At 63.1% G+C, this 15,388-nt stretch carries 13 protein-coding genes; 4 read left to right on the plus strand and 9 right to left on the minus strand.

Annotated features, from left to right (window positions below):
- Positions 1-8 precede the first annotated feature (8 nt).
- Positions 9-1,091, minus strand: a complete 1,083-nt coding sequence (locus QZ648_RS21165) for a class 1 fructose-bisphosphatase (protein WP_291998215.1) — start codon at positions 1,089-1,091, stop codon at positions 9-11.
- A gap of 119 nt (positions 1,092-1,210) precedes the next feature.
- On the opposite strand from QZ648_RS21165, the gene QZ648_RS21170 reads away from it, so the two are divergent.
- The 3 genes from QZ648_RS21170 to QZ648_RS21180 all read left to right on the plus strand — a co-directional run bounded on the left by QZ648_RS21170 (position 1,211) and on the right by QZ648_RS21180 (position 3,625).
- Positions 1,211-2,122 (plus strand): LysR substrate-binding domain-containing protein, encoded by a 912-nt coding sequence (locus tag QZ648_RS21170; RefSeq protein ID WP_291998216.1) that lies wholly within the window; start codon positions 1,211-1,213, stop codon positions 2,120-2,122.
- A gap of 143 nt (positions 2,123-2,265) precedes the next feature.
- A complete protein-coding gene (locus tag QZ648_RS21175) occupies positions 2,266-2,892 on the plus strand; it encodes a putative transposase (RefSeq protein ID WP_291998217.1) in 627 nt (208 codons plus the stop codon).
- A gap of 76 nt (positions 2,893-2,968) precedes the next feature.
- Positions 2,969-3,625 carry a PEP-CTERM sorting domain-containing protein gene (locus tag QZ648_RS21180; protein WP_169066568.1) on the plus strand — a complete coding sequence of 219 codons (657 nt, stop codon included), beginning with the start codon at positions 2,969-2,971 and terminating at the stop codon, positions 3,623-3,625.
- Between the two features lie 470 nt (positions 3,626-4,095).
- Here the strand turns inward: QZ648_RS21180 and QZ648_RS21185 are convergent, their stop codons facing one another.
- The 4 genes from QZ648_RS21185 to QZ648_RS21200 all read right to left on the minus strand — a co-directional run bounded on the left by QZ648_RS21185 (position 4,096) and on the right by QZ648_RS21200 (position 10,658).
- Entirely contained in the window at positions 4,096-7,254 is a 3,159-nt protein-coding gene (locus QZ648_RS21185; protein ID WP_291998218.1) for an efflux RND transporter permease subunit, read from the minus strand.
- Between the two features lies 1 nt (position 7,255).
- On the minus strand, positions 7,256-8,815 hold the full coding sequence (locus QZ648_RS21190; protein WP_291998219.1) for an efflux RND transporter periplasmic adaptor subunit: 1,560 nt from the start codon (positions 8,813-8,815) through the stop codon (positions 7,256-7,258).
- On the minus strand, positions 8,812-10,116 hold the full coding sequence (locus QZ648_RS21195; RefSeq protein ID WP_291997166.1) for a TolC family protein: 1,305 nt from the start codon (positions 10,114-10,116) through the stop codon (positions 8,812-8,814). Before QZ648_RS21195 ends, QZ648_RS21190 begins: the two co-directional genes overlap by 4 nt.
- Before the next feature lie 200 nt (positions 10,117-10,316).
- On the minus strand, positions 10,317-10,658 hold the full coding sequence (locus tag QZ648_RS21200) for a copper-binding protein (RefSeq protein WP_291998220.1): 342 nt from the start codon (positions 10,656-10,658) through the stop codon (positions 10,317-10,319).
- A gap of 228 nt (positions 10,659-10,886) precedes the next feature.
- Between QZ648_RS21200 and QZ648_RS21205 the strand changes: the two genes are divergently transcribed.
- Positions 10,887-11,225, plus strand: a complete 339-nt coding sequence (locus QZ648_RS21205) for an RES family NAD+ phosphorylase (RefSeq protein ID WP_169066572.1) — start codon at positions 10,887-10,889, stop codon at positions 11,223-11,225.
- 64 nt (positions 11,226-11,289) lie between these two features.
- Here QZ648_RS21205 and QZ648_RS21210 read toward each other — a convergent pair whose 3' ends face one another.
- The 4 genes from QZ648_RS21210 to QZ648_RS21225 all read right to left on the minus strand — a co-directional run bounded on the left by QZ648_RS21210 (position 11,290) and on the right by QZ648_RS21225 (position 15,374).
- Complete coding sequence (locus QZ648_RS21210; RefSeq protein WP_291998221.1) at positions 11,290-12,843, minus strand: heavy metal translocating P-type ATPase; 1,554 nt, start codon at positions 12,841-12,843, stop codon at positions 11,290-11,292.
- Between the two features lie 134 nt (positions 12,844-12,977).
- Positions 12,978-13,220 carry a hypothetical protein gene (locus QZ648_RS21215; RefSeq protein ID WP_291998222.1) on the minus strand — a complete coding sequence of 81 codons (243 nt, stop codon included), beginning with the start codon at positions 13,218-13,220 and terminating at the stop codon, positions 12,978-12,980.
- An 11-nt stretch (positions 13,221-13,231) separates the two neighbouring features.
- Complete coding sequence (locus tag QZ648_RS21220) at positions 13,232-14,725, minus strand: sensor histidine kinase (protein ID WP_248595366.1); 1,494 nt, start codon at positions 14,723-14,725, stop codon at positions 13,232-13,234.
- Positions 14,694-15,374: a response regulator transcription factor gene (locus QZ648_RS21225; protein ID WP_291998223.1), complete on the minus strand. Its 681-nt coding sequence runs from the start codon at positions 15,372-15,374 to the stop codon at positions 14,694-14,696. The genes QZ648_RS21220 and QZ648_RS21225 overlap by 32 nt, the downstream gene beginning before the upstream one ends.
- Positions 15,375-15,388 lie beyond the last annotated feature (14 nt).

Consider the following 15,388-nt stretch of genomic DNA (forward strand, 5'->3'; position numbering starts at 1 on the left):
TGTGCGGCTCAATCGTCCCGAAAGAGGGTACGCGTCGAGAACAGTGGCGATCTGAAGGGCTGGTCTTCTCCCGTATCGTGCTCGCGGTGGTAGCGTTCGATGCGCTCGACCTCGTCGCGCGAACCGAGAATGACCGGCACTCGCTCGTGCAGACCAGCCGGTTGCACGTCAAGGATTCGCTCGCTGCCGGTTGACGCCAGGCCGCCCGCCTGGGCAACGATCATCGCCATCGGGTTGGCTTCGTACATCAGGCGTAGTCGGCCCGGCCTGGACAAATCCTTGCTATCGCGGGGGTATAGGAAAACGCCGCCACGCATCAGGATGCGATGAACTTCAGCGACCATTGACGCCACCCAGCGCATATTGAAGTCCTTGCCGCGAACACCGCTCTGGCCAGCCAGGCACTCACTGACGTAGCGCTGCACAGGAGACTCCCAGAAGCGCTCGTTGGAAGCGTTGATCGCGAACTCGTGAGTTTCCGGAGGGATCAACAGATTCGGGTGGGTGAGCAGGAATTCGCCGATGTTGCGATCCAGCGTGAAGCCGTGCGTACCGTTGCCGACGCTCAGTACGAGCATCGTCGATGGCCCGTAGAGCGCGTAGCCGGCGGCAACCTGCTGCGAGCCAGGCTGCAGAAAATCAACTGCAGTCGGCGCGCCGCCACTACAATTCTCGGGGCAGCGCAACACTGAAAAGATGCTGCCGACCGACAGGTTGACGTCGATGTTCGAAGAGCCATCGAGCGGGTCGAAAACCAGCAGATACTGGCCGCGCTGGTTTTCGGAGGGAATCGGAAAGATGTCCTCCATCTCCTCGGAAGCCATCGCCGCCAGGTGGCCACCCCACTCGCAATGGCGCAGGAAGGCCTGGTTGGCCAGTACGTCAAGTTTCTTCTGCCCTTCACCCTGGATGTTTTCGCTGCCCGCATCGCCAAGCAGGTTGGCCAGCGAACCACGCGAAACGCCCTGCGCAATGGCCTTGCAGGAACGCACGATGTCGCTCATGAGCATCGAGAAATCGCCGATCAGCGCCGGATTGCGACGCTGCTCTTCGATCAGGAACTTGTTGACGTTGGTCCGTCCGCATAGCATGGCAGCACTCCGGAAGATGAAAATTTTGCTCGCCGGTCAGGAAGGCACCTGATTCTAGCCGCCTGATAGAAAAACTCTAGTTAAAGCTACTGTCTAATTTGATAAACATATACTAACCCATGAGAAACGCCACAATCCGTCAGTTGCAGATCTTCTCGATCGCCGCCAGCCATCTTTCGTTTGCGCGCGCTGCCGAGAGCCTGCATCTGACGCATGCCGCCGTCTCGCTGCAGATCAAGCAACTGGAGGAGGTCTGCGGGACGCTGCTCTTCGAACGAATCGGCAAACGCGTCTTTCTTACCGAAGCAGGCGAAACCCTGCTCGAACACGCACGCCAGATCCTGCAGTCGCTGAAAGACGCCAATGAGGCGCTGCTGGCGCTGAAGGGGCTGAAAGGCGGACGCATCGCCGTCGCCGTTGTCAGTACGGCCGAATATTTCGCGCCCGGTTTGCTGGCGGAGTTTCGCAAGACGCACGGCGACGTACGTATTCGCCTGCTGATCGACAACCGCGACACGGTGTATCGCCTGCTGGCCAGCAACGAGGTGGACCTGGCAATCATGGGCCGGCCACCACCGGCCCTTGACGCCACGGCGGTGGCCTTTGCCCCGCACCCGCTGGTGATTGTTGCCAGTGTCGACCATCCATTGGCCCAGCGGCCAAACGTCACCGTCGAAGACCTGGTCAGCGAAATGCTGATCGTTCGTGAGGCTGGATCAGGCACGCGTTCGGCGATGGAAGAGTTCTTTAAGGAACGTTCGCTCAAGCCACGGATCGGCATGGAGATGGGCAGCAATGAAGCCATCAAGCAGGCGGTCGTTGCCGGATTGGGGATCAGCTTCCTTTCCCAGCACACGCTCGGACTCGAACTCAGCGCCGGGCGTCTGAGCATTCTGAAAGTCGAAGGCACACCGGTAATGCGCCGCTGGCACATCGTCCGCCACAAGAGCAAACACCTGACGCCAGCGCTGGCCGCTTTCTGGGACTTCGTCCTGGACTTCGCGCCAGCCTACCTGTGCAAGCTGGTCTGAGGACTCGCTCGACAGGGGGCGCTTGCCGATGATGTCGACCTTAGGGCCATCCGCGGTCATTGTGCCCAGCGCGAGAAAATTCAGCTCCTTAGTCAGGGTGATCAGGCCGAAAAATGGGCTGCCGATTTGTGTGTCGGCGCTGGATGGCGGCGGCGCCGACAGAAGCAGGCATCCCTTGCGTCGACGCGCATGTGCGGGTGTATTACGGCGAGCAGACCAAGCTGCCGCGCCACCACATCGCGCGGCAGCGGCTGTGCCAGCGGGCGACCGCCGATTACTGGGTCAACGCGATCAACGGACAACCCTTCTTTCGGGTCACGCAAGTCGTTGATCGCGGCCTGATCAAGGTCCTCGAGGGCGAGACTCTGCTCCGTCTGGAACGGGACATCCCGGGTCAGCCGAACGCCGAAGTGCTGGCAGCCGAACCGTTGCGCCATCGCTTCACCCTGGTCTTCGATCGCGACGGCTATAGTCCGAAGTTGTTCAAACGCCTGAAGGCGCGTCGGATTGCCTGTCTCTCCCATCGCAAGTATCCCGGTGACGATTGGTCAGCCGCCGACGCGCCCAATGCTTGGCTGTCGGAATTATTTACACCTGGTGTCAGAAAACTCTCGCTGACCCACAAATTTTTGTTGAGTAAACAGGCTGTTTGGCGAATAAAAGACATTAAGTCAAGGCGCCGATCCAGGTCGCGCAGTTCCTGGCACATATCCTGCTTTGTTAAGGCCAGGGTAAGAGAAAGAGGGTTTCTCCACCTACTTTTCCGGTAGGCAACGAAGGGGCGCGGCGACTGCCACTCCGCTACCGCCGGTGATCAATACCACAAACCATAGAAGGAAACTCGTCATGAAAATGAATCGTCTCTGCACCGCTCTGCTCACCGCCGGCCTGGTCTACAGCGCCTCCGCCGCCGCTGTCGTCATCACCCTGGATTTCGAGGGCATCGGCGATCAGGCTTCGATCGACAACTTCTACAACGGCGGCACCGACAGCCTCGGCAATTCGGGCACCAACTACGGCGTCGCTTTCGGCAGCAACACGCTCGGCATCATCGATGCGGACGCCGGTGGCACCGGCAACTTTGGCAACGAACCCACCCCGGACACCATCATGTTCTTCCTGACCGGCTCCGCGGTTCTGAACTACGCACCGGGATTCACGACCGGTTTCTCGTTTTGGTACACCACCGTGGCGTTCGGCGGCGACGTCGACGTCTATGACGACCTGAATGCAACCGGGAACCTCCTCGGCACGATCAACCTCGCCGCACTCGGCGCTGGTCCCGGTGATCCGAGTGGCAGCTTCAGCAATTGGGCGATCGGCGGCCTCGCCTTTGCCGGTACCGCCAAGTCGATCGATTTCGGCGGCACGGTTAACCAGGTGGGTTACGACAACGTGACCTTCGGTGCTTCGCGGCCCGAACCGATCCCGGAGCCTGCCACCCTCGCCCTCTTTGGTCTCGGCCTCGCAGGTCTGGGCTTCGGTCGCCGCAAGCGCACCTGAGCGGCAATCGCTAGCTTCCTCAAAACAGTCGCAGCTCGGGTTAAGCCGGCCTTCGACAAGCTCAGGCCGTCACACCCGACCGTCTGCGACAAGCTGTGTCGCGTGACGCTGCCCTGACGAAAACCAGGAAATCCTGGCGCCCGCATCTTGCTCGGGCGCCAGGATTTTGTCTTTTCGTCACCCAGAGCAGGAGGGCGTCCTTGGCCGGTTCGCCAGGCCCTTATTCCCGGATCGGCGGGGTGCCCTTCATCCACCCCGCTTTGGCACGCTGCTCAATCCGCATCAGCACTTCCACTGCTTCGTCATCGAGGGTGCCTTCGAGGCGGGCGCCTGGAGAAAACGGTATGGCTTTCGTTGACCCATCCAGAGGCTATCGATTTCCCTGGTATGTCAGCCCTCTTCGGGCAAGCGTGGTCGCTCGCCAGCGCGGCGATCGCAGTTGTCCTGGTCGGAGCCGGCGGCCCCGCTGATCAGCTTTCGCTCAAAGGCAGCACTGTCGGCCTGGCCAGCTCGCGGCGCAACTGCCACAGCTTGACCAGCGCATACAGCGCCGGGATGACGCACAGGGTCAGCACGGTGGACGAAACCATGCCGCCGACCATCGGTGCGGCGATGCGGCTCATCACTTCCGAACCGGTACCGGTCGACCACATGATCGGCAGCAGACCGGCCATGATCGCCACCACGGTCATCATCTTCGGGCGCACGCGTTCGACGGCGCCTTCCATGATCGCGTGGTAGAGGTCGGCGGCTGTCGGATCAACGCCTTCGGCGCGACGCCTGGCGGTGATTTCCTGCCACGACTGATCGAGGTAGATGAGCATCACCACGCCGGTTTCGGCGGCAACGCCGGCCAGGGCGATGAAGCCGACGGCCACCGCGACGCTCATGTTGTAGCCCAGCCACCACATCAGCCAGATACCGCCAACCAGCGCGAACGGAACGGAGAGCATGACGATCAGCGTCTCGGTCAGGCGCCGGAAATTGAGGTACAGCAGCACGAAGATGATCGCCAGGGTCAACGGTACGACGAGGGCGAGCTTGGACTTGGCGCGCTCCATGTACTCAAACTGCCCCGACCAGGTGGCGTAATAGCCGGGCGGGAAAGTGACCTTGTCGGCGACGGCTTTCTGGGCATCCTTGACGTAGGAACCGACGTCGCGATCGCGGATATCGACGAAGACGTAGGCGGCGAGCAGCGCATTCTCGGTCTTGATGCCCGGCGGGCCGTTACGCAGTTCGATGCTCGCCAGTTGGCCGAGCGGGATCATCCCGGCGTTGCCTGGGACGAAGACCTCGTTGGCGATGCGCTGCGGATCGTCGCGTAGCGCACGCGGATAGCGCACGGTGACGTTATAGCGCTCGAGGCCTTCGACAGCGGTGGTGACCACGGCGCCGCCGAGCGCACTGCTGATCACCTGCTGGAAATCGCCGACGGTGATTCCGTAGCGCGCCAGTTGCTCGCGCTTCGGCGTGATGTCAAGGTAATAGCCGCCGGTAACCCGCTCGGCGTAGGCGCTCGAGGTGCCGGGAACGTCCTTCACCGCCTGCTCGATCTCGCGGGCGACTTTTTCGATCACCGCCAGCTCCTTGCCGAAGACTTTCACGCCGACCGGCGTGCGGATGCCGGTCGACAGCATGTCGATACGCGCCTTGATCGGCATCGTCCAGGAATTGGCCAGGCCAGGGAACTTGAGCGCGGCGTCCATTTCGGCAATCAGCTTGTCGACGTTCATACCCGCCCGCCATTCCTTTTCGGGCTTGAGGTTGATCACCGTCTCGAACATCTCCATCGGTGCCGGGTCGGTGGCGCTGGCGGCACGGCCGGCCTTGCCATAGACCGACTCGACCTCGGGGAAAGTCTTGATGATGCGGTTGGTGGTCTGCAGCAGGCGCGCGGCTTCGGTCACCGACATCCCCGGCAGCGACGCCGGCATATAGAACAGCGAGCCTTCGTTGAGCGTCGGCATGAACTCCGAACCGATGCGACTGGCCGGAAACACGGTGACTGCCATGACCACGCCCGCGAGCAGCAGGGTGACGATCTTGTGGCGCATCACCGCCTGGATGATCGGCCGGTAGACCCAGATCAGGAAGCGGTTCACCGGGTTCTTCTGCTCGGGCATGATCCGCCCGCGAATGAAGAACATCATCAGCACCGGCACCAGCGTCACCGACAGGATCGCGGCGCCGGCCATGGCGAAGGTCTTGGTAAAGGCCAAGGGACTGAACAGCCGCCCCTCCTGGCCTTCGAGGGTGAACACCGGCAGGAAGGAGACAGTGATGATCAGCAAGGAGTAGAAGAGCGCCGGCCCGACTTCCTTGCAGGCGCGAATCATGGTCGCCGCGCGATCATGTTTGGTCGCGTGCGGCGGCAGGTGTTCGAGTCGCTTGTGGGCGTTCTCGATCATCACAATCGCCGCGTCCACCATCGCCCCGATGGCGATCGCGATACCGCCCAGACTCATGATGTTCGAACCCATGCCCGTCGTACGCATGGCGATGAAGGCAATCAGGATGCCGATCGGCAGAGTCAGAATGGCCACCAGCGCGCTGCGCACGTGCATCAGGAAGATCACGCAGACGGCACCAACGATCAGGCTTTCTTCGAGCAAGGTCCATTTCAGGTTGTCGATGGCGCGTTCGATCAGTTTCGAACGGTCATAGACGGGAACGATCTCGGTTCCCTCCGGCAGGCCCGGCAGCAACTCCTCGATCTTGGCCTTGACGTTGGCGATCACGTCGAGCGCGTTCTGGCCGAAGCGGGCCATGACGATCCCCGAGACCACCTCGCCCTCGCCGTTGAGTTCGGTGATCCCGCGCCGCCCGGCCGGGACGATCTCGACGCGGGCGACATCGCGCACCAGCACCGGTGTGCCGCCGTCACTCTTCAGCACCAGCGTCTCGATGTCGGCGACCCCCTTGAGGTAGCCGAGCCCGCGCACCATGTATTCCTTCTCGGCCAGCTCGACGACGCGACCGCCGACGTCGCGGTTCGATTCGCGAATCACCTGCGACAGACGTGCCAGCGAAACGCCATAGCTGGCCAGCCGGTGCGGGTCGACGATGACCTGATATTCCTTGACGAAGCCACCGACGCTGGCCACTTCGGCGACGCCACCGGCCTTGGTCAGCTGGTAGCGGACGTACCAGTCCTGGACGCTGCGCAGGTCGGCCAGCGACTGATCCTTGCCGGTCAGCGCGTACTGGAAGACCCAGCCGACGCCGGTGGCGTCGGGCCCGATCTGCGGCGCAACGCCTTGCGGCAGGTTGCCCTGTACGGAACTCAGATATTCCAGTACCCGCGAGCGCGCCCAGTAGATGTCGGTGCCGTCTTCGAAGATCACATAGACGTAGGAGGCGCCGAACATCGAGAAGCCGCGCACCACCTTGGCTTTCGGCACCGCCAGCATGGCCGTGGTCAGCGGATAGGTCACCTGATCCTCGACGACCTTCGGCGCCTGCCCGGCGTAGGGGGTGAACACGATCACCTGCACGTCGGAAAGATCCGGCAAGGCGTCGAGCGGCGTTTTCTTGACCGCATAGATGCCGCCGGCGACCACCGCCAGGGTGGCCAGCAACACCAGGAAGACGTTGCGCGCCGACCATTCAATCAGCCGATCGAGCATCTCAGTGGCCCTCGTGCTTGGCGGTGGCCTTCTCGATGCGGGTGATCACGAACTCGCCGTCGCCCCGGTCCTCGAACTCGAAGTGCATCGGCGCGCCGGGTGGCACCCCTTTGGCGACCTCGGGACTCGCCAGCCCGAACTCCATGGTCATCGCCGGCCACTGCAGTGCTGGAATCGGCTCGTGCGTAACCGACGCGGTGTTCGACGCGATGTCCAGTGAATCAATCGAGCCCTGCGCCTGGTACAGTTTCGCCACCGCTTTGGCCGATTCTGCCGACTGTGGTGCGGTGAAGGTCGACAAGGCCGCCTTGAGGTTGCTTTCCGCGTCGATCAGGAAGTTGGCCGCGGTGACTACTTCGTCGCCGACCTGAATGCCTTCGAGAATCTCGACCGCCTCGCGTCCGCGCAGACCGATCTTCACGGCCTGCGGTTTGTATTTGCCCTCGCCCAGCACGAGCAGGACCACCTGGCGGTCGCCGGTGTCGATCACTGCCGATGGCGGCACGGTCAGGCGTGCAGCCTTACCCGCGGTGGCGATCTCGACGTGCGCGAACATGCCCGGACGCAGCATCCCGTCGTGGTTTTTTAGTTCGAGCCTGACCGGAGTGGTGCGTGTCGCGGCGTTGAGCGTCGGATAGAGGTAGGTGACTTTGGCTTCGAAGGGATGTCCCGGAAAGGCGTCGATGATCACCTGCGCGCTTTCGCCGAGCTTGACCCGGGCCAGATCCTGTTCGTAGACATCGGCGATCACCCAGACGGTGGACAGGTCGGCGATACGATAGATGACCGTTCCGGCCATGAAACGCATCCCTTCGATGGCCTTCTTTTCGAGTACCACGCCGGTGGCCGGCGAGGAGAAGGTGACCAGCGCGTTCTGCGAACCGGCCGCGCCCGCAACCTTCCAGTTGCGCAGCCGTTCGCGAGCGGCTTCGGCAAGGCGGCGGGCGCCCTCGCGGGCTACCGGATCGGCATTGCCGGCGCTCTGCTCGAGCGTCTCGGCGATGCGCAATTCCTTCTGGGCGGAGACCAGCTCCGGGCTATAGACCGAGAACAGTGCCTGTCCCTTGCTCACCGGATCACCGGTAGCGCTCACCTGCAGCCGTTCGATCCAGCCTTCGAAGCGTGGCGCAACGTCGTGAATCCGGCGCTCGTCGACCTCTACCCGGCCGACGGTGCGCAAGGCCGCGTCCAGGGTGCGTTCCTCGGCACGGGCGGTCTTGACGCCGAGCGTCTGGATACGCGCCGGGCTGACCTTGACGGCGCCGCTGTCGTCGGGTGCGTCGTCTTCGTAAACTGCGATGTAGTCCATGCCCATCGAGTCTTTCTTCGGCTCGGGCGAGGTATCGGGCAGGCCCATCGGATTGCGGTAGTAGAGGAGCTTGCGTTCGTTCTTGCCGGCTGGTGAGGGAGAGGCGGCGGTATCGCCGCTGGCTGCGTCGGCCATTGCCATGGTCGACGCAGCGGCCGGCTGCTGCCTGCCGAACCAGTAGCCGGCTCCAAGGGCGGCGGCGATGGTGGCGATCACGGCGACTGCCAGGGTAAATTTGAGACTGCGGTTCACAGCGCTTCTCCGGTCAGCAATTCGAGTTCGGCGAGGCGAACGGCGGTTTCCACGTCGGCGTCGAGCAAGGCTAGGCGAGCGCGCAGGATCTGCCGCTCGGCGTCGATCAGGGTGTTGAAGTTGACGCGGCCGCTTTCGTAACCGGACTGTGCCGCGTCGAAAGTGGCGCTGGCCTGCGGCAGCAAGGTGTTTTTCAGCAGGCGCGCCTTGTCGCGGCTGGCCTCGAAAGCGGCAAGCGTTTCGCCAAGCCGGCCGGCGAGGCGCGTTTCAGCGGCCAGCACACGCGTCTGCGCGGCGTCCAGGCGGCGTTCTGCCTCGCGCTCCTGGGCGCGCCGGGACGACTGTTGCAGCGGAATGGTCACGCCGACCATCACTTCCCAGTTGTCCGACGCGTTGTAGGGGCGGTTATTGGTCAGGCCGACGGCGAAGTCCGGATAGCGGTTCAACCAGGTCAGCTCGCGACTTTTTTGTGCAGCAACGACGCCGAAACGTTCGCGTGAGACCTCTGGCGAGCGCGTGCGGATCTGTTCGAGCAGGCTCTGGTAGGAAATTCTGGCGGGGGCTGGCGGCAGTTGCGCGGGCTCGGCCAGCGGGGCATCGCCATCGCGCGCCAACAGGGCATTGAGCTTGGCGGCATTGTCGCGCTTGCGACGTTCGGCTTCGACGAGATCGATCTTGACGCTGGTCAGTTCGCTCTGGGCCCGCAGGGCGTCCTGCTGCGGTACCAGACCGACGCCGTAGCGGGTCAGCACCAGCTGCTCGATAGCGTCGAGCAGCGACAGGGTCTCACGAAGGATGCGGATCTGGCCGGAGGCCTGGAACTGCCTGGCGTAGGCGGTCTTGATGCGGTTCTCGACCTCCAGCACGGTGCCGTCCTGCAGGGTCTCGACCTGCTCGGCGAGCGCCTCGGCGACTTCACCGCGCAGCTCGCGCTTGCCCCAGAACGGCAGCGGCTGGACGACCCGGTAGCGGGTATTGCCCACCTGCCCCGGCAGCAGCGAGGGCGCGCGTTCGGAATTCACGGTATTGGTGAAGTCCATCAGTTCGAGCTCGAAACGCGGATCGGGCAGCGCCGCAGCCGGCTCGACCCGTTCCCGTGCCGCTTCCGCCTCGAATTTGCGGACACTCAGCTCGGGATTGTGCTCGCGGGCGTAGCTCAGCAAGCCGCTGAGCGAAGCACCCAGCGGCGGGGCGAGTGGGCCCTGCGCGTAAGCCGGCGCGTTCGCTAGCACGAGCGCAAGCAGCACACAGCCGGCCGCAGCAAGGCGTGCCGTGAGCGCGCTTGGCGTGGAAAGCATCATCTGTCGGGAATCCGGTTAATGTGAAAGTCGCGTACGCGACTCACGAAACTCCCGTCTCCCCTTGCGGGAGAAGGGTCAGGGGAAGAGGGTAACGGTCATGACTTTCATGATTTGGGGTGTCTCCACGTGTCATGACCGTTAATGTGAAAGTCGCGTACGCGACTCACGAAGCGCGCTGCTCCCGTAGGCGAGAAAGGAAACTACTTCGCAGGCTCGAGTGCGGTGACCGTCAAGGCATCGCCGACATTTTCCGCGGTGAAGCTTACCTTTTCGCCTGCCTTGACCTGATCGAGCATCGCCGGGTCACTGACACGGAAAGCCATGGTCATCGGCGGCATCCCGAGATTGGCCAGCGGGCCATGCTTGATGGTGATCTTGCCGGCCGCCTTGTCCACTTTCTTCACGGTGCCTGCGGAAGCTGCTGCCTTGTCGCTAGCGGCGCCGCTGCCCGCCGGATGATGGGAATCGTGCTCGGCGGCGGCAAACACCGGGTTGGCAAGGGCCATGGTAAGCAGGGAAATGACGGGAAACAGAGATTTCATGGCGGATCCTGTGGGTAGATGATCGGGGGTCGAAAGGCGCTGAGTTTCCATCCGGAAAGGAGGACTTCTTCCTGCACAAGGATGGCGCATGCGCTGAACTCAAGATGATCAAGGCCGCCAATGATGACTGCGTCACCCGGTCAGCAAGCTGACATCGAGATTACATTACTGTAATGCTGTTCGCCATCGAGCACAGCCAACACGTCCTTGGCGGACGGCGTAGGCTCTATGTCGTTTCGTGTGGAACAAGCGCCTACCACCCTCGGCCGGGTGCCACGTAGCCAGCGCGTTGTCGTCGCCGAAGGGCCGGACGAGCTGTCTGTCGAGCGCCACGATCGGCACAGCCTGCCGGCTGCCTGGGATGCCGAGAACAGCAGCGTTGCCCGTAGCTTCGCCGACGACTGGCTTGCGTCAGGGCGGAGTCTGATCCTTGTCGTTCCGTCCGTTGTCGCCCGCCTGGAGTGCAATGCGATGGTCAATCCGGCACACCCTCGATTTCACAAGCTGATTGTGTCCATCGCCGAACCGGTGATCTGGGACAGCCGAATGTTCAGGGCGAACGGCTGACCACCGGGTGGCGGTCGCGACCAGTGTCGCGGTGCAATCACCGCAATGGCGAAATCGATCCCGTCTAGATGCGCACGCTGCGCAGCCGCAAGGCGTTGCTGATCACCGAGATCGACGACAGACTCATCGCCGCGGCGGCAAGGATCGGTGACACCAGGATGCCGGCGGCGACCGGCACCCCGGCGGCGTTGTAGACCAGGGCAAAGAACAGGTTCTGCTTGATGTCGCGCATCGTGGCTCGGGCCAAACGGCGGGCGCGCACGATACCGTTGAGGTCACCTTTCACCAGCGTGAAGCCGGCACTCGCGATGGCCACGCCGGCGCCAGTGGCCATGATGATCGTCAGGCCCTCGGCGTGCAGCGCCTTGAGCGCTTCTGGAGTGCTCTCCTTTACCGGGTCGGCGACGCTTGCCAAGCCGGCAATTTCTGCGCCAATCAGGATGAACATCACCGTCTCACCCTCGTCGCGGCGGGCGTTGGCCGCCTCGCCGAAGCTGCCTCCATCAAGGCCCATTTCCGTGAGCAGTGTGGCATTGCCCAGGGCAACCGCCTGGCCATCGACGACGCCCTTCACACCTTTGCCGGTGAGCGCCTCGAACTCGTCAGCCTTGGCCAACCCGACCCCACGTTCCGCGGCTCCCCTGACGATGGCTTCGGCGAGCGGGTGCTCCGACCCCCGCTCCAGGCTCGCCGCGAGGCGCAGCACTTCGTCCTCCTCGTGCCCGGCAGCAGGCAGGACCGCCACCAGCTTCGGTTTGCCGACCGTCAGTGTGCCGGTCTTGGCGACGATCAGCGTGTCGACCCTGGCGAAGCGCTCCAGCGCTTCGGCGTTGTTGATCAGCACGCCGGCCTGCGCGCCGCGCCCGGTGGCGGTCATGATCGACATCGGCGTCGCCAGGCCGAGCGCACAAGGGCAGGCGATGATCAGCACCGCCACCACTGCGACCAGACCGTAGGAAAACGCCGGTGCCGGTCCCCAGGTCGCCCAGGCGATGAAGGCCAGGATGGCGATGCCGATCACCGCCGGAACGAACTTGCCGGCAACCGAGTCGGCGAGCTTCTGGATCGGCGCCCGCGAGCGTTGCGCATTGGCAACCATTTCGACGATCTGGCTGAGCACGGTGTCGCCGCCGACCCGCTGCGCTTCAATGATCAACGAACCGGTGCCGTTGATCGTCGCCCCGGTGACCGTGTCTCCGGCGACCTTTTCCACCGGTACCGGCTCGCCCGAGATCATCGACTCGTCGATCGACGAGTGACCTTCGCGCACGACGCCATCGACCGGCACCTTGTCGCCGGGGCGCACCCGCAGGTGCTCGCCGACGACGACGTCCTCAAGGGGGATTTCCTCCTCGCGCCCGTCGGCACGGATCACGCGCGCCGTCTTGGCGGCGAGGTCGAGCAGGGCGCGGATCGCCGAACCGGTGCACTCACGCGCGCCCGGCTCCATCACCTGCCCGAGCAGAACCAGGACGCCGATGACCGCGCCGGCTTCGAAGTAAACGCCCACATGCCCCTGCTCGTCGCGAAAGCCATCCGGGAACAGCCCCGGAAAGAGGACCGCGACGATGCTGAAGAGATATGCCGAGCCAACACCCAGGCCGATCAGCGTGAACATGTTGAGGCTGGATTGACGACCGATTTGACGCCGCGTAGGGAGAGGGTGTCCAGCACTTCCAGCCCTCGCTTGTGGAAGTAGATTTCGGCAGCTTCTGGTCGCCTCTGGTCATGCCGCCAGCTGTACGTGATGGGTCATCGGACAGCAAATTCCTGACGCATGTAGTGCACGACCGCCTTGATATCCTCAGCGCTCAAGCCAGGCTTGCCGCCGCGCGGCGGCATCGCCATTGGCGACCCGGGGCTTTGAAAACCTTCGGCGATGCGCTTGGTCAGCACCTCGTCGGCGAGTGCCAGTGGGCCGTCCGTGGGAGTCAGATCGGGAACGTCGTCACTACCGCCGATCGCCGGCGCAACCATCCGGCAAGGCGGGGCCATACCGGCGGCGGTCAGGCAAAGCCGGTGCGGGCGGCTGCCGGAATTGGCAGGCGTGACGGCTGCAAGCGCCGCAACGGGAAAACGATCCTGGCAATACAGCCGCACACCGCTTCACCACTCGCGCCGCTGGTCTTTGGACGCAGGCTGGCCGCGGCCTGATGGATCTCGGCAATCTCGCGAACAATAGCCAGGCCCAGGCCGCTTCCTTCGCCATCACTGCCGTCGGCCCGGTAAAAGCGGTCGAAAACCTTGAGCGAATCGTCGTCGGAAATACCGCTGCCACTGTCTTCGATTTCGAGGAGGGCGAAATCGCCCTGCGCAAACACGCGCGCCGTGACGCGTCCGTCGGCGGGCGTATAGCGCAGGGCATTGTCGAGCAGATTGTTGATCATCTCGCGCAAGAGAAAAGCGTTACCGACGATGGGCACGGCACCGGCCGGCTCGTAGCCAAGGTCAATGTGCTTTTCAAGCGCTTGCACGACCCAGGTCTCGACGATTTCGCGCAGCAGTGGCTCAAGGTCGAGCGCTAGCAGCGTCTGCTGCGAGTGACCACTCGCTTCGGCGCGCTCCAGCGCCAGCAACTGGTCGACCAGGCGCGAGGCGCGATCAACGCCAGCGAGAATCTGGCTCAAGGCGTGCCGCAGCTCGCCCGGATCACGCTCGCGCATGGCCAGCTGCGCTTGCGTCTTCAAGCCGGTAAGCGGCGTGCGCATCTGGTGCGCGGCGTTGGCAATGAAACGGCGCTGTGCGTCGACGTTGTTCTGCATCCGCGCCAGTATCGAATTGAAGGCCTCGGTCAGCGGCCGCAGCTCCTCGGGGACGCGGCTCAGCGAAATCGGCGAGAGATCCGCTTCGCGACGCGCTTCGATGCGCTTGCGCAGTCGGGTCAGCGGGCGCAAGCCTTGCGACAGCCCGAACCAGACCAGCACCACCGCCAGGGGGATGATCACGAACTGTGGCAAGATCACGCTGGCAATGATCTTGTTCGCCAACTGCGAGCGCTTTTCAGTCGTTTCTCCGACTTCGATCAAGACCCGGGGCGTCGTCGACTGGGCGCTGGCGAAGAGAACCATGTAGGCGACGCGCAGCGTCTGGCCGCGGTACTCGTCATCGCGAAAATGAACCTCGCCGGGCTCTTTGTTCTCCAGGCTGATGGGCAAGACCGGCACGGGCAGTTCGGGGTCACCGACGACCAGTTCGCCGTCACCATCGAGCAAATGGAAATAGACGTTGTCGATCTCGTCGGAACGCAGAAAAAGCTGCGCCAGAGCCGGCACCGCCAGTTGCGGATGCCCGTCGTCGAAAGTGATCTGGCGCGATATCGCCGTTACATGCTCGCGCAGTGACTGATCGTAAGGGAAGCTGGCAACGCTATTGGCAAAGTAGTGGGTGAATGCGATGCTGATCGGCCACACGAACAGTAAGGGTGCCAGCATCCAGTCCAGGATCTCGCCGAAGAGCGAGCGCTGGACGTCAGGGTCTCGTTTCTTCCGCAGGTTTCTCAAGATAGTATCCGAGGCCGCGCACGGTCGTGATATTGACACCAGTCGCTTCGAGTTTCTTGCGCAAGCGATGGATATAGACCTCGATGGCGTTATGGCTCACTTCCTCGCCCCAGCCACAGAGGTGATCGACCAGTTGGTCCTTGCTGACCAGCCGCCTGGCGCGCGAGAGGAGAATCTCCAGCAAGCCGAGCTCACGAGCCGAAAGGTCGAGCATCTCGCCATTGACCATCGCACAACGGTCGGTCTGGTCAAAAGTAAGCAAACCGCAATGGATAAGCCGGGCCGTGCCCGACGAGCGGCGACTCAGCGCACGCACACGCGCTTCGAGTTCAGGCAGCTCGAAAGGCTTGGCCATGTAATCGTCGGCACCCAGATCAAGCCCTTTGACGCGGTCGTCGATACCGTCGAGCGCAGTCAGGATCAATACCGGAGTGCTCGATTTGCGAGCGCGCAACCGGCGCAGCACGTTCAGGCCGGGCAGCCTTGGCAGACCCAGGTCGAGAATTACCAGATCGTAGACGTTGGTCATCAAAGCGGTATCGGCGTCGATTCCTGTGTACGCGCAGTCGACGGCGTAGCCTCCCTTGCGCAGCGAGCGGCAAAGGCCATCGGCAATGATTCTGTCGTCTTCAGCAAGAAGAATGCGCATCGCTCTCGGTTCTT

Origin of the sequence: Candidatus Accumulibacter sp. ACC012 (assembly GCF_907163155.1) — a bacterium.
GTDB classification, from domain to species: domain Bacteria; phylum Pseudomonadota; class Gammaproteobacteria; order Burkholderiales; family Rhodocyclaceae; genus Accumulibacter; species Accumulibacter delftensis.

Coding starts and splice junctions, on each gene's coding strand:
- QZ648_RS21180 (WP_169066568.1), top strand. CDS start 2,969: ATGAAAATGAATCGTCTCTGCACCGCTCTGCTCACCGCCGGCCTGGTC.
- QZ648_RS21210 (WP_291998221.1), bottom strand. CDS start 12,843: ATGTTCACGCTGATCGGCCTGGGTGTTGGCTCGGCATATCTCTTCAGC.
- QZ648_RS21170 (WP_291998216.1), top strand. CDS start 1,211: ATGAGAAACGCCACAATCCGTCAGTTGCAGATCTTCTCGATCGCCGCC.
- QZ648_RS21205 (WP_169066572.1), top strand. CDS start 10,887: ATGTCGTTTCGTGTGGAACAAGCGCCTACCACCCTCGGCCGGGTGCCA.
- QZ648_RS21185 (WP_291998218.1), bottom strand. CDS start 7,254: ATGCTCGATCGGCTGATTGAATGGTCGGCGCGCAACGTCTTCCTGGTG.
- QZ648_RS21165 (WP_291998215.1), bottom strand. CDS start 1,091: ATGCTATGCGGACGGACCAACGTCAACAAGTTCCTGATCGAAGAGCAG.
- QZ648_RS21215 (WP_291998222.1), bottom strand. CDS start 13,220: ATGGCCCCGCCTTGCCGGATGGTTGCGCCGGCGATCGGCGGTAGTGAC.
- QZ648_RS21175 (WP_291998217.1), top strand. CDS start 2,266: ATGGCGGCGGCGCCGACAGAAGCAGGCATCCCTTGCGTCGACGCGCAT.
- QZ648_RS21195 (WP_291997166.1), bottom strand. CDS start 10,116: ATGATGCTTTCCACGCCAAGCGCGCTCACGGCACGCCTTGCTGCGGCC.
- QZ648_RS21200 (WP_291998220.1), bottom strand. CDS start 10,658: ATGAAATCTCTGTTTCCCGTCATTTCCCTGCTTACCATGGCCCTTGCC.
- QZ648_RS21225 (WP_291998223.1), bottom strand. CDS start 15,374: ATGCGCATTCTTCTTGCTGAAGACGACAGAATCATTGCCGATGGCCTT.